The 13843-nt window shown below is 66.5% G+C and carries 13 protein-coding genes; 2 read left to right on the top strand and 11 right to left on the bottom strand.

Annotated features, from left to right (window positions below; all coding sequences use genetic code 11):
• Positions 1-2: 2 nt before the first annotated feature.
• Positions 3-584, top strand: a complete 582-nt coding sequence (locus KXD96_RS14230) for a TetR/AcrR family transcriptional regulator (RefSeq protein WP_260745151.1) — start codon at positions 3-5, stop codon at positions 582-584.
• A 2-nt stretch (positions 585-586) separates the two neighbouring features.
• Here the strand turns inward: KXD96_RS14230 and KXD96_RS14225 are convergent, their stop codons facing one another.
• The 4 genes from KXD96_RS14225 to trxA all read right to left on the bottom strand — a co-directional run bounded on the left by KXD96_RS14225 (position 587) and on the right by trxA (position 5548).
• A complete protein-coding gene (locus KXD96_RS14225) occupies positions 587-784 on the bottom strand; it encodes a helix-turn-helix domain-containing protein (RefSeq protein ID WP_260745375.1) in 198 nt (65 codons plus the stop codon).
• A gap of 107 nt (positions 785-891) precedes the next feature.
• Positions 892-2520, bottom strand: coding sequence for an ABC-F family ATP-binding cassette domain-containing protein (locus KXD96_RS14220; protein WP_260745150.1), 1629 nt, complete (start codon positions 2518-2520; stop codon positions 892-894).
• Between the two features lie 23 nt (positions 2521-2543).
• Positions 2544-3353 (bottom strand): enoyl-CoA hydratase, encoded by an 810-nt coding sequence (locus KXD96_RS14215; RefSeq protein ID WP_260745149.1) that lies wholly within the window; start codon positions 3351-3353, stop codon positions 2544-2546.
• A 1841-nt stretch (positions 3354-5194) separates the two neighbouring features.
• Complete coding sequence (gene trxA, locus KXD96_RS14210) at positions 5195-5548, bottom strand: thioredoxin (protein ID WP_260745148.1); 354 nt, start codon at positions 5546-5548, stop codon at positions 5195-5197.
• A 204-nt stretch (positions 5549-5752) separates the two neighbouring features.
• On the opposite strand from trxA, the gene KXD96_RS14205 reads away from it, so the two are divergent.
• On the top strand, positions 5753-7579 hold the full coding sequence (locus KXD96_RS14205; protein WP_260745147.1) for an acyl-CoA dehydrogenase: 1827 nt from the start codon (positions 5753-5755) through the stop codon (positions 7577-7579).
• Between the two features lie 19 nt (positions 7580-7598).
• Here the strand turns inward: KXD96_RS14205 and KXD96_RS14200 are convergent, their stop codons facing one another.
• The 7 genes from KXD96_RS14200 to KXD96_RS14170 are packed head-to-tail and all read right to left on the bottom strand — an operon-like array spanning position 7599 to position 13843.
• The gene (locus tag KXD96_RS14200; RefSeq protein ID WP_260745146.1) at positions 7599-7946 is read right to left on the bottom strand and encodes a metal-sulfur cluster assembly factor; all 348 of its coding nucleotides are present in this window, start codon (positions 7944-7946) and stop codon (positions 7599-7601) included.
• Positions 7921-8421: a Fe-S cluster assembly sulfur transfer protein SufU gene (sufU, locus tag KXD96_RS14195; RefSeq protein WP_260745145.1), complete on the bottom strand. Its 501-nt coding sequence runs from the start codon at positions 8419-8421 to the stop codon at positions 7921-7923. The genes KXD96_RS14200 and sufU overlap by 26 nt, the downstream gene beginning before the upstream one ends.
• A complete protein-coding gene (locus tag KXD96_RS14190; protein WP_260745144.1) occupies positions 8418-9665 on the bottom strand; it encodes a cysteine desulfurase in 1248 nt (415 codons plus the stop codon). The genes sufU and KXD96_RS14190 overlap by 4 nt, the downstream gene beginning before the upstream one ends.
• Before the next feature lie 2 nt (positions 9666-9667).
• Positions 9668-10450, bottom strand: a complete 783-nt coding sequence (sufC, locus tag KXD96_RS14185) for a Fe-S cluster assembly ATPase SufC (RefSeq protein WP_260745143.1) — start codon at positions 10448-10450, stop codon at positions 9668-9670.
• A complete protein-coding gene (gene sufD / locus KXD96_RS14180) occupies positions 10447-11601 on the bottom strand; it encodes a Fe-S cluster assembly protein SufD (protein WP_260745142.1) in 1155 nt (384 codons plus the stop codon). Before sufD ends, sufC begins: the two co-directional genes overlap by 4 nt.
• Positions 11598-13043: a Fe-S cluster assembly protein SufB gene (gene sufB, locus KXD96_RS14175; protein WP_260745141.1), complete on the bottom strand. Its 1446-nt coding sequence runs from the start codon at positions 13041-13043 to the stop codon at positions 11598-11600. Before sufB ends, sufD begins: the two co-directional genes overlap by 4 nt.
• Positions 13040-13843 carry a metalloregulator ArsR/SmtB family transcription factor gene (locus tag KXD96_RS14170; RefSeq protein WP_260745140.1) on the bottom strand — a complete coding sequence of 268 codons (804 nt, stop codon included), beginning with the start codon at positions 13841-13843 and terminating at the stop codon, positions 13040-13042. The genes sufB and KXD96_RS14170 overlap by 4 nt, the downstream gene beginning before the upstream one ends.

The following is a 13843-nucleotide window of genomic DNA, read 5'->3' as shown; positions in this document are numbered from 1 at the left end:
CTGTGCCAAAAGTCAGCGAGGACCATCTGGCGGCTCGCCGCCGCCAGATCCTCGACGGTGCCCGGCACTGCTTCGCCGAATACGGCTACGACAGGGCCACGGTGCGGCGGCTGGAAAAGGCGATCGGGATGTCGCGCGGAGCGATCTTCCACCACTTCCGGGACAAGGATGCGCTGTTCTTCGCGCTGGCGCACGAGGACGCCGAACGGATGGCCGACGTCGCGTCGCGCGAGGGCCTCATCCAGGTGATGCGCGACATGCTCGCCGCGCCCGACCAGTTCGACTGGCTGGCCACCAGGCTGGAGATTGCGCGCAAGCTGCGCAATGACCCCGACTTCAGCCGCGGCTGGGCGGAGCGGTCCGCGGAATTGGCGGCGGCGACCACCGATCGGCTACGCCGGCAGAAGGAGGCGCAGCGGGTGCGCGACGACGTTCCCGGCGACGTCTTGCAGTGCTATCTGGAGTTGGTGCTCGACGGCCTGGTGGCCCGGCTGGCATCAGGCGAAGATCCGCGGCGGTTGTCCGCCGTGCTCGACCTGGTGGAGAAGTCGGTGCGGCGCAACGACTCTGGGCCGCGGGCGTGACGCTATACGCGTGCGGATCGCGAGGTGCGGTTGGGACCGCCCCGGCTGCGCATCGTGGTGCCGGATTCCAGCAGCATGCTGTGAATCGATCCGTAAGACCTGCCGGTGGAAGCGACCAGCGTGCGGATGCTGGCCCCGCCCTCGTAGGCGTTGCGCAGCTCGAACAACAGCTGCTCGCGCGTCTTCTTCGACCTTCGCAGCGTCCTTTTCATGGATGACCTCCGCGGCTGAACACGATCGCAAGCACCTAGAGTAGGAACCCGCCGTCCGCCGCGGGCGGATTTGGGAGAAAAGCCCGCACCGGAAGTCAGGCGAGTTCGATGAGGTCCCGGTATTCGTCGGACCAGAAGTCCTCGGTGCCGTCGGGCAGTAGCACGACGCGTTGCGGGTCGAGGGCCTCGGCCGCTCCCGGATCGTGCGTCACCAGCACCACCGCGCCCTGGTAGCTGCGCAGCGCGTCGAGCACCTGTTCGCGCGAGGCGGGATCGAGGTTGTTCGTCGGTTCGTCGAGCAGCAGGACGTTCGCCGTCGACGCCACCAAACCGGCCAGCGCCAGCCGCGTTTTCTCCCCGCCCGACAGGGTCCCCGCCGGCTGGCCGAGCTGGAGTCCGCTGAACATGAACGCACCCAGCAGGCCGCGCAGATCCTGCTCACCCGTATCGGGTGCGGCGTGCCGGATGTTCTCCCACACGCTCGCGTCGTTGTCGAGCGTGTCGTGCTCCTGCGCGAAATAGCCCATGCGCAAACCGTGTCCGGGTTCCAACGCGCCGGTGTCGGGCTCCTCGGTGCCGGCCAACAAGCGCAGCAGCGTGGTCTTGCCCGCACCGTTGAGCCCCAACACCACCACCCGCGAGCCGCGGTCGATGGCCAGATCGACGCCGCTGAACACCTCCAGCGAGCCGTACGACTTGCTCAACCCCTTGGCCACCAGCGGCGTGCGCCCGCACGGGGCCGGGGTGGGGAACTTGATCCGGGCCACCTTGTCGGCGACCCGTTCCTCGTCGAGCGCGGCCATCATCCGGTCGGCGCGGCGCAACATGTTCTGGGCCGCAACGGCCTTTGTGGCCTTGGCGCCCAGCTTCGCGGCCTGCGTGCGCAACGCGGCGGCCTTGCGTTCGGCGTTGGCGCGCTCACGGCGGCGCCGCTGTTCGTCGGTGGCCCGGGCGTCCAGGTACTTCTGCCAGCCCATGTTGTAGACGTCGACCTCGCCGCGCACGGCGTCCAGAAACCACACCCGGTTCACGACATCGGCGAGCAACTCGACGTTGTGGCTGATGATCACCAGCCCGCCGGTGTGGGCCCGCAGGAAATCCCGCAGCCAGCCAACCGAATCCGCGTCCAGGTGGTTGGTGGGCTCGTCGAGCAGCAGGGTGGTCGACGAGCCCGCACCGGTGTCGGACGCGGCGAACAGGATGCGCGCCAGCTCCACCCGGCGGCGCTGCCCACCGGAGAGCGTGCGCAGCTTCTGCGTCAGGACGCGGTCCGGCAAGCCGAGGCTCGCGCAGATGCGGCTGGCTTCGCTCTCCGCGCCGTAGCCGCCCAGCGCGACGAACCGCTCCTCCAGCTGCCCGTAACGGCGGATGGCGCGGTCTCGGGCCTCGTCGTCGGCGACCTCGGCCATCAACGCCTGTTGCTTCTCCAGGTCGGTGAGCAGCACGTCCAGGCCGCGCGCCGACAGGACGCGGTCGCGGGCCAAAACGTCGAGGTCGCCCTCTTTGGGATCCTGTGGCAGATAACCAATTTCACCGGAACGGGTCACGGATCCGGCGTACGGTTCGGTCTCCCCCGCCAGGATGCGCAGGGTGGTCGTCTTGCCCGCGCCGTTACGGCCGACCAGCCCGATGCGGTCGCCCGGCTGCACGCGCAGGTCCGGGCCGTCGGGCGAGAGCAGGATGCGCGCACCAGCGCGGACCTCGAGGTCCGTGGCCGTGATCACATTCGCTCTCCTGAGTTGGTCGGTTACTTGTCGTCGGTGAACACCGGGGGCCGCCGCTCGGCGCGCGCGGCAACCGCTTCTTCGAAGTTGGCGGTGAGCAGGCGGACGAATAGCTGTCCCAAGCCTTCGGCTTGCATGTGCCCTTCCAGGCTACCGGCGTCCAGTCCACTCCACAGTGTGCGCTTGGTCAATTCGATTCCCGGCCGCGAGAACGCCGCTATGCGCGCGGCGATGGCGTAGCAGGTGTCCAGCAGCTGCTCCCCGGGCACCTGGCACGACACCAGCCCGATGCGCTCGGCCTCCTCGGCGGTGACGTCGCGGCCCGTCAGCATGATTTCGAACGCCCGTGACGATCCGATGGCCCTGGGCAGCAGGTAGCTCAGCCCCAGTTCGCTGGCGGTCAGGCCGTTGTTGATGCCCGCCGCGCGAAAGTACGCGCCGGTCGAGGCCACCCGGATGTCGGCGGCCAGCGCCAAGCACAGCCCACCGCCGATGGCCGGCCCGTTCACTGCGGCGATCACCGGCTGGTGCAGGCGCCGCAGCCCCAGGATCACCTCGTCGAGGAGTTCCATGGAGCGCAGCGCGTAGGTCGGCCGGGTCAGCCCCTCGACGTGGGGCACCGCGCCCGCGGACTTGTGGTCGGCGCCCGAGGAGAACCCCCGGCCCGCCCCGGTCAGCACGACGACGCGCACCTCGTTGTCGTAGGTGACCTTCTCCAGGGCCTCCTTGAGCGGCACCATGACGTCGAACGCCATGGAATTCATCCGCTCGGGGCGATTGAGGGTTATCAGCGCAACGCCGGGCCGCGGGTGCTCCACCAGTACGAGACTCACCCAAGCAACCTAGCGTGTGGGGTGGGCAGTCCCGGGGGCAGACTTCGACCTCACCTGACGCCGGCGCTATGTCCCGCGCCAAGGCCGCTCCATACGGTCGCTGATTCGATCGCTTTGAGGCCAAAAGACCCTTTTAGTTGCCGTGGCCCTGTTGGATTCTCTTTTAACAGATACGTGTGGATCTCGGCCTCGAACAGGTTTACATGCGGTATTGATCCCCGACCGGGCAAGCTTGTAGGTTGCCTAGGTACGCTTCACCAAGCATTCAAGAAGAAGCCTGTCGTTTGTTCAACAACTCAATGACTTGTCCAGATAAAAGCCTAGGGGGGATATCTTGAGTGTCCGCGCGATCGTTGTGCTCGTGGGTGCGATAGTGACGGTGGCCGGACTGGTGATGCCCGTCGCATGTAGTCGCAACGAGCCGACGAAAGGTACGCCGAGCGCGGAAAACGGACCGGCTGCAGATAGAAAGCACGCGGGCCGGTTAATTGATGCCGTTCAGTTGTGCGAGGCTGATATGCAGGCCACTCCGCCACCTGAGACTTGTTTCGTTGTTATCTCATGGGAGAACAATCGGAAAGTCCCCTACCAAGAGGCTGCCGCACTTGCGAAAAGGTTGAGACGTCAATCGCTAGAGGGGGCCATCTCGCAAGCTTCCGAAGCACCGTATGCACCATATTCCTTGCAAGCCTGTAACTGGTATTTAGGCGCGGTCGGAAAGATATTGGATATCCCCTATTTCAGGGACCGTTATTACGATGGATCGGCAGACGAAAAGTTGCGTACTGCTGATAAAATCAACGAGTTCCTGGCTCAAGCGGTCAAAGATCCGCTCAAAACTGGCTGGCGACAAGTCGGCGTGGGTATCGATCCCGGGCAAGAAATAACGGATTTAGCAAATCAGGGTGAGTTTGTTATCGCGTCTTCGCATAGCATTCCGGGCAAGACGGAATATGGTCACATCGCGCTCGCGGCACCGGATTACCTGGCGAAGGAATCCGACCCGGCAATAGCCGGTCTCACCGGGCCTTGGATCAGGTATTCAGTGTATAAAGGCACACCCCATACCACCAAGAGCACCCGAACCAGCATCATCTTCGGTTCACGCGTTAGCCCGCCAATCTGGGTGGAGTATGTCGGGAACGATTGGCGCACAGCTTCCGGGGAGAAGAAGATCCCCTGCGTTGACTTGGACGGCGACGGTGTCTGTGATCCTCTCCCGAGCGGAGGTACACCACCTGAACCGACGCCCCAGTGCGTCGGCTGTCCCCCCGGGTATCACTGCGAGCACAACCCGGAAAGGTGCGTCCGTGACCAAACCACATCGGTGGTAACTCCGCCCACCACGCACCCGCCAGCAACAACCAAACCTACGGTAACTACGCCGAAGACAACCAAACCGACTCCGCCGACAACCAAGCCCACAACGGCTCCGCCGACAACCAAGCCCACAACGGCTCCGCCGACAACCAAGCCGACGACAAAGCCACCCACAACGACCCAACACCCGGCTTGATGAGTCAACATCGACGGATCTTCTGCGCCATCCCGCGGAGAGGTCGAGCCCTAGTGAGTTAGCTGTCTTCGGCACGCCGATTGCTGCGGCGCAACGTTGATCATGGCGCCGTCATGGCGATGGGATGATCACCGCCGGCTTGCTTTAGACGTGCCCAATCGGATAGCCGCATCACCTGGCTACTAGTGGAGATGCACAACGCGGCGCAGACGCTCGATCGCGGGCGGACACCACATGCTGACCGCATAACTAGGTCAGACTGGGCCACGAGCAGCGCTAGTGGTCAGATAGGGGTTAGCAATCAGCCACCCGCCCAGGGTCTGCGCTATTCGGCCTGCCCGGCCTGCGCGGCGTCGACGTCGAACGCCCTGACTTGCTGCACCAGGTCTTCGAGAGCCGCCGGCGGCAACGCCCCGGCCTGGTTGAACAGCAGTTTGCCCTTCTTGAAGGCCATCAGCGTCGGGATGGACCGGATCTGGGCGGCCGCGGCCAGCTGCTGTTCGGCTTCGGTGTCGACCTTGGCGTGCACGATGTCGGGGTGCTTCTCCGAGGACGCCTGGAAAGTGGGGCCGAACTGGCGGCACGGCCCGCACCAGGACGCCCAGAAATCGACGAGCACGATGTCGTTGCCCTCGATGGTTTCGTTGAACTTCTCAGCGGTGAGATCGAGTGTTGTCACATTTGCCGTAACGCCGGAACCCGACGTCATGTTCCCGGGCGGCGAAGCCGGCGCACCGGAAGCTGGCTTGCGCGCGGTTCGCCGCGAAGACGCCGGCGCGTAACCCGCCCGCGGCCCGCCGTAGGTTACGGTTGCGTACGTTTTCCCACGTCGGACACACTGAGCGGACGATCCGCCGCCTCAGGGACCAGTGAGGGAATCGCGTTGGGCCACTACATCGCTAATGTCCGTGATCTCGAGTTCAACCTGTTCGAAGTGCTCGACGTGGGCGCCGTGCTGGGCGACGGGCGCTTCAGCGACCTCGACGAGGAAACCGCTCGAACCATCTTGGCCGAGGCCGCTCGCCTGGCCGAAGGCCCGGTGGCCGAAACCTTCGCCTTCGCCGACCGCAATCCGCCGGTCTTCGACCCGGCCGAGCACGCGATCAGCGTGTCCGACGAGTTGGCCAAGACGGTGGAGGCCATCAAGGAGGCCGGCTGGTGGCGACTGATGCTCGACGAAGAGATCGGCGGCATGGCCGCGCCGCCGCCGCTGGCCTGGGCCGTCAACGAAATGATCATCTGCGCCAACCCTTCTGCTAATTTCTTCAGCCTGGGTCCACTGATGGCGCAGGCCCTCTACGTCGAGGGCAACGAAGAACAGCGGCGCTGGGCGGCGGAGGGTGTGGAGCGCGGCTGGGCGGCCACCATGGTGCTCACCGAACCCGACGCGGGCTCGGACGTCGGGGCCGGCCGCGCCAAGGCCATCGCGCAACCCGACGGCACCTGGCACATCGAGGGCGTCAAGCGGTTCATTTCTGGTGGGGACGTGGGCGACACCGCCGAGAACATCTTCCATCTGGTGCTGGCCCGGCCGGAGGGCGCGGGCCCGGGCACCAAGGGGCTGAGCCTGTTCTACGTGCCGAAATTCCTGTTCGATCCAGAGACATTCGAACTCGGCGCGCGCAACGGCGTTTTCGCCACCGGGCTGGAACACAAGATGGGGATCAAATCCTCCCCGACATGCGAATTGACTTTTGGCGCAACGGACGTGCCCGCGGTCGGTTACCTGGTCGGTGACGTACACAATGGGATCGCGCAGATGTTCACGGTGATCGAGCACGCACGCATGACGATCGGGGTGAAGGCGGCGGGCACGCTGTCCACGGGCTACCTGAATGCGCTGGCCTTCGCCAAAGAGCGGGTGCAGGGTGCGGACCTCACCCAGATGGCGGACAAGACCGCGCCGCGGGTGACCATCATCCACCACCCCGACGTGCGTCGCAGCCTGATGACGCAGAAGGCCTACGCCGAGGGTCTGCGGGCACTGTACCTGTATGCCGCCGCACACCAGGACGACGCTGTGGCGCAACGTGTTTCGGGCGCAGATCACGACATGGCGCACCGCGTAGACGACTTACTGCTGCCGATCGTGAAAGGCGTGAGCTCGGAACGTGCCTACGAAGTCCTGACCGAGTCGCTGCAGACGCTCGGCGGTTCGGGCTTCCTACAGGACTATCCCCTCGAGCAATACATCCGGGACGCCAAGATCGACTCGCTCTACGAGGGCACGACGGCCATTCAGGCGCTGGACTTCTTCTTCCGCAAGATCGTTCGCGACCGCGGCGAGGCCCTGCAGTTCGTGACCGCGCAGATCACCGCGACGATCGATGCCTGCGACGAGGCGCTCAAACCGCAGGCCGAGCTGCTGCAGACCGCGCTCGACGAGGTCACGGCCATGACTGGTGCCCTGACCGGATACCTGATGTCGGCCGCGCAACACCCGACCGAGATCTACAAAGTCGGGCTCGGATCGGTGCGTTATCTGCTCGCGGTCGGTGATCTGCTCATCGGCTGGCGGCTGCTGGTGCAGGCCGGTATCGCGCACGCCGCGCTGGCAGATGCGACCGGAAAGGATGCGTCGTTCTATCGGGGCAAGGTGGCGACCGCGGCGTTCTTCGCCAAGAACATGCTGCCGAAGCTCACCTCGCTGCGGAAAGTCATCGAGTCCATCGACGACGACATCATGCGCGTTTCGGAACAGGCGTTCTGACCGTCCCCGGGTGGGGGGTTCAGACGGTGAAGCCGAGGGCGCGCAGTTGCTCGCGACCGTCGTCGGTGATCTTGTCCGGGCCCCACGGCGGGTTCCACACCCAGTTGATCCGCAGGTCGTCGACCAGACCGCTGCTGACGAGCGCGCTGCGGGACTGGTCCTCGATGACGTCGGTCAGCGGGCAGGCCGCCGAGGTCAACGTCATGTCGAGCAGGGCGACGGTTCCGTCTTCGCCCTCTTCCACGTTGAGCCCGTAGACCAGTCCGAGGTCGACGACATTGATGCCCAATTCGGGGTCGACGACGTCGCGCATCGCCTCCTCGAGGTCGGCAATAAACTCGTCACCCGGTGCGGCGGTCTCGCTCATCTTCCTCCTCCTCGAAGTCCGCGCCCCTGTCTGAGCAGGCCTGGGCCAATGCGTCCTTGAATGCCATCCACCCCAGCAGAGCGCATTTCACCCGGGCCGGATACTTGGCCACTCCGGCGAACGCGATCCCATCGCCCAGGACGTCCTCATCACCTTCGATGGTGCCGCGCGAGGACACCATTTCGGTGAACGCGGCGACGGTGTTCAGCGCCTCGCGCACCGTCTGACCGATCACCTGCTGGGTGAGCACCGAGGTGGCCGCCTGGCTGATCGAACAGCCCTGGCCGTCATAGGACACGTCCGCGATGCGCTGACCGTCCTCGGACAGCGCGACCCGCAGGGTCACCTCGTCACCGCAGACCGGGTTGACGTGGTGGACCTGCGCGCCGAACGGCTCCCGCAGCCCGCGGTGCTGCGGATGCTTGTAGTGGTCGAGGATCACGTCCTGATACATCTGCTCGAGGCGCACTGTCATTCTCTCCCAAAGAATTCGAGCGCGCGGCGCACGCCGGCCACCAGACGCTCGACCTCGTCGGCGGTGTTGTACACCGCGAACGACGCCCGGGCGGTGGCCGCCAGGCCGAACCGGCGGTGCAGCGGCATCGCACAGTGATGCCCCACGCGCACCGCGACGCCGTCGTCGTCGAGCACCTGGCCGACGTCGTGGGCGTGCACACCGTCGACGACGAACGAGACGGGCGACCCGCGGTCTTCCATGACGGTCGGCCCGACGATCCGCACGCCCTCGATGCCCGAGAGGCCCGCCAGGGTCGCGGCGACCAGGTCGCGCTCGTGCGCCTCGACCGCCTCCATGCCGATGGCGCCCAGATACCGTGCGGCCGCGCCCAACCCGACGACCTGGGAGGTCATCGGCGTGCCGGCTTCGAACCGTTGCGGTGCCGGCGCGTAGGTCGACGCCTCCATGGTCACCGTCTCGATCATCGACCCGCCGGTGAGGAAGGGCGGCAGTTCCGACAGCACGTCGCGACGGGCGTAGAGCACGCCGACCCCGTTGGGGGCCAACATCTTGTGTCCGGAGAAGGCGGCGAAGTCGACGTCCAGCGCGTGCAGGTTGACCGGCTGGTGCGGCACCGACTGGCAGGCGTCCAGCACCGTCACGGCGCCCACCGCCTTCGCGCGGCCGACCAGTTCGGCCACCGGCGCCACCGCGCCGGTGACGTTCGAATGATGGCTGAAGGCAACGACTTTCACGCGCTCGTCGAGTTCCAGCGAGTCCAGGTCGATGCGCCCGTCGTCGGTCACGCCGTACCAGCGCAGCGTGGCGCCGCTGCGCCGGGCCAGCTCCTGCCACGGCACGATGTTCGCGTGGTGCTCGAGCTCGGTGGTCACGATGACGTCGCCCTCGCCGACGGCCCGGTCGGACCTCTTGTCGCCCAGCACGTATGACGCGAGGTTGAGCGCCTCGGTGGCATTTCGGGTGAAGACCAGCTCGTCGGCGCCGGCGCCGACGAACGCGGCGACGTCGGCGCGGCCCCGCTCGTAGGCGTCCGTCGCCTCCTCCATCAGCTGGTGCGCGCCGCGATGCACCGCGCCGTTGGAGGTGATCAAGAACTCGCGCTCGGCGTCGAGCACCTGCACTGGGCGCTGCGACGTCGCGCCGGAATCCAGGTACGCCAACTGCTTTCCGCCGCGCATCACGCGCTTCAAGATGGGAAAGTCCGCACGGATGGCGTCGACGTCCAGTTGTGTCGCGGTCATGCTTACGCTCCCGCGGCCGCCGCTTCGGTGAATCGCACGTACCCGTTCTCCTCGAGCTCGTCGGCCAGCTCCGGGCCGCCGGATTCGACGATCCGGCCCCCGACGAACACGTGCACGAATTGCGGGCGGATGTAGCGCAGGATCCGGGTGTAGTGGGTGATCAGCAGGATGCCGCCGTGCTCGGCCTCGGCGTAGCGGTTGACGCCCTCACTGACCACCCGCAGCGCGTCCACGTCAAGACCGGAGTCGGTCTCGTCGAGGATGGCGATCTTCGGCTTGAGCAGGCCCAGCTGCAGGATTTCGTGGCGCTTCTTCTCGCCGCCGGAAAAACCTTCGTTGACACTGCGTTCCGCGAACGCGGGGTCGATGTCGAGGTCGGCCATCGCGGCCTTGACCTCCTTGACCCAGTGCCGCAGTTTCGGCGGCTCGCCACGCACGGCGGTCGCGGCGCTGCGCAGGAAGTTCGACATCGACACGCCCGGCACCTCGACGGGGTACTGCATGGCCAGGAACAACCCGGCGCGGGCGCGTTCGTCGACGCTCATGTCCAGCACGTTCTGGCCGTCCAGCGTGATCGACCCCGACGTCACCCGATACTTCGGGTGGCCCGCGATGGCGTAGGACAGCGTCGACTTTCCCGAGCCGTTGGGACCCATGACCGCGTGCGTCTCACCGGATTTGACCGTCAGGTTGACGCCGTTGAGGATGGGGATCTCGCGGTGTCCCTCGGGGGCGTTCGGGTCTTCGACGCTGACGTGCAGGTCTTTGATTTCCAAAGTCGTCATGAGGCGGCTGTCTTCTCCGTGAGTTCCAGTTCGTGTTCGATGGCGGCGGTCAGGCGTTCCCGGACGTCGGGCACGGCGATCTTCGAGATGATCTCACCGAAGAAGCCGCGCACCACCAGCCGGCGCGCCTGGTCTTCGGGGATGCCGCGGGCACGCAGGTAGAACAGTTGCTCGTCGTCGAAACGCCCGGTGGCACTGGCGTGTCCGGCGCCGAGGATTTCCCCGGTCTCGATCTCCAGGTTGGGCACCGAGTCGGCGCGCGCCCCGTCGGTGAGCACCAGGTTGCGGTTCACCTCGAAGGTGTCGGTGTCGGTGGCCTCGGCGCGGATCAGCACGTCGCCCACCCACACGGTGTGCGCGTCGGGCCGCTCCGATGCCGGATCCCCTTGCAGGGCGCCCTTATAGAGCACGTTCGACTTGCAGTTGGGCTGCGCGTGGTCGATCAGCAGCCGCGACTCCAGGTGCTGCCCGTCGTCGGCGAAGTACAGGCCGAGCAGCTCGGCATCCCCGCCCGGGGCGGCGTACCGCACGGTGGCCGACATCCGCACCACCTCGCCGCCCAGGGTGACCGCGACGTGGCGCAGTACCGCGTCCTTGCCGAGCGTGGCGTGGTGCGCGCTCAGGTGAACCATGTCGTCGGCCCAGTCCGCGATCCACACCACCGTGAGCCGCGCGGCGTCGTCGACGATGAATTCGACGTTGTCGGCGTAGGTTCCGCTGCCCCGGTGGTCGATCACCACGACCGCCGCACCGAGTTCGGCGACGCTGATCTGCAGGTGCCCGTAGGCCACGGCGCCCGCACCGGGGCCCGTCACGGTGATGTTGACCGGCTCGGCGACCTGCGTGTCACGACCGATGCTCACCAGCGTCGCGGAATTGAACGACGAAAAGGCTTGTGCTGCAACCCGGTCGGTGGGCACACCACCGCGGCCGAGCCGCTCGTCGCCGCGGCGGACGGTTTCGACCTGCACGCCCGGTTGCTCACTGACGCTGATCTGCGCCTTGCCGGTGGCCTGAGCCGAGCCGTCGTGCAGCCCGCGCAGCCGCCGCAGCGGGGTGAACCGCCAGATTTCGTCGCGCCCGCTGGGCACCTCGAACGCGTCGACATCGAAGGAAGAGAACAGCTCTCCCTTGTTCAGAACGGCGGTCATCCAACCGCGCCTTCCATCTGCAACTCGATCAGCCGGTTGAGCTCCAGGGCGTACTCCATGGGCAGCTCCTTGGCGATCGGCTCGACGAAGCCGCGTACCACCATCGCCATCGCTTCGTCCTCGGTCAGCCCGCGGCTCATCAGGTAGAACAGCTGGTTGTCGCTGACCTTGGACACGGTGGCCTCGTGGCCCATCGTGACGTCGTCCTCGCGGATGTCGACATAGGGGTAGGTGTCGCTGCGGCTGATCGTATCGACCAGCAGCGCATCGCATTTCACGCTGGAGCGCGAGCCGTGCGCGCCCTTGTTCACCTGTACAAGGCCGCGGTAGGAGGTGCGGCCGCCGCCGCGGGCCACCGACTTCGAGACGATGTTGCTCGACGTATTGGGCGCCAGGTGCAGCATCTTGGCGCCGGCGTCCTGGTGCTGGCCCTCGCCGGCGAAGGCGACCGACAAGACCTCGCCCTTGGCGTGTTCACCGGTCATCCAGACGGCCGGGTATTTCATGGTCACCTTGGACCCGATGTTGCCGTCGACCCATTCCATGGTGGCGCCGGCTTCCGCGCGGGCCCGCTTGGTGACCAGGTTGTAGACGTTGTTCGACCAGTTCTGAATGGTGGTGTAACGGCAACGGCCACCGGGCTTTACGATGATCTCCACCACCGCCGAGTGCAACGAGTCCGACGTGTAGATGGGCGCGGTGCAGCCCTCCACGTAGTGCACGTACGCGTTTTCGTCGACGATGATCAGGGTCCGCTCGAACTGGCCCATGTTCTCGGTGTTGATCCGGAAGTAGGCCTGCAGCGGGATGTCGACGTGCACGCCGGGCGGGACGTAGATGAAGGATCCCCCGCTCCACACGGCGGTGTTCAGCGCGGAGAACTTGTTGTCCCCCGCCGGGATCACGGTGCCGAAGTACTGCTTGAAGAGGTCGGGGTGCTCCCGCAGACCCGTGTCGGTGTCGAGGAAGATCACGCCCTGGGACTCCAGGTCCTCGCGGATCTGGTGGTATACCACCTCCGACTCGTACTGGGCGGCCACACCGGCGACCAGCCGCTGCTTTTCGGCCTCCGGGATGCCAAGGCGGTCGTAGGTGTTGCGGATGTCCTCGGGCAGGTCATCCCAAGTGGCGGCCTGCTTTTCGGTGGACCGCACGAAGTACTTGATGTTGTCGAAGTCGATGCCCCCGAGGTTGGAGCCCCACGTCGGCATCGGCTTGCGATCGAAGATCCGCAGCGCCTTCAGCCGGGTCTGCAGCATCCACTCGGGCTCGTTCTTCTTCGCCGAGATGTCGCGGACCACCGCCTCGGACAGCCCGCGCTGCGCGCTGGCCCCCGCGACGTCGGAGTCCGCCCAGCCATAGCCGTAGCGGCCCAGCGAGGCGATCGCCTGCTCCTGGGTCAACGGCTCGGCAGTCTTCTGGGCCTCTGGCGTGAGGGTCATAACGACGCTCCTTCGATGCTCGTGGTGTCGCGGCGCGGGCCGGGCGCCTTAGAGACGGGAACAGTAAGAGGCACGTGGGTGGTGCAGGCACAGTCCCCGTTGACGATGGTCGCCAACCGCTGCACGTGCGTCCCGAGCACCTCGGCCATGGCCTGCTGCTCGGCTTCACACAGTTCCGGGAACTCCTCGGCGACGTGCGAAACCGGGCAGTGGTGCTGGCAGATCTGCACGCCGTGGATCGGGCCGCCGACCCGCGTCGTGGTTGCGACGTAGCCGGCCTTGCTCAGCGCGCCGGCCACCCGCTCGGCGGCCGCCTCGACTGCGGCGTCATCGGCGTTGTCGTCCGCCGCCGGCACGCCTGCCAGGATTGCGTCGACGCGGCGCCGGGCGAACGCGCGGACGGCGTCCTCGCCACCGATCTCCCGCAGCTGCCGCATGGCCGCCGATGCCAGGTCGTCGTACGCGTGCTCGAGCTTGGCGCGACCCGCCGACGTGAGGCGAAAACGCTTGGCGGGGCGCCCGCGCCCCACCTGCTGCCACGACGCGGCGGGCACCGACTCGGCGTCGCCCGCCTCGATCAAGGCGTCGAGGTGACGCCGCGCGCCGGCGGCCGTAAGCCCGAGCCGGTCGCCGATCTCGCCGGCGGTGATCGATCCGGACTCCACCAGCAGGCGCACGATGGCGCGGCGGGTGTGGCCATCCCGTACCGCCGCGGCCGCCGCGCCCACGGCAGCGTCGTCGAGATCGGTGCGGATTTTCACAACACCAGTGTGACGCAATTCCGGGAATCGGTCTACCAA

Source organism: Mycobacterium sp. SMC-2, assembly GCF_025263485.1.
Lineage (GTDB): Bacteria > Actinomycetota > Actinomycetes > Mycobacteriales > Mycobacteriaceae > Mycobacterium.
The sequence above is the reverse complement of the archived record's forward strand: the minus strand, read 5'-3'. Positions and strand labels throughout refer to the sequence as shown.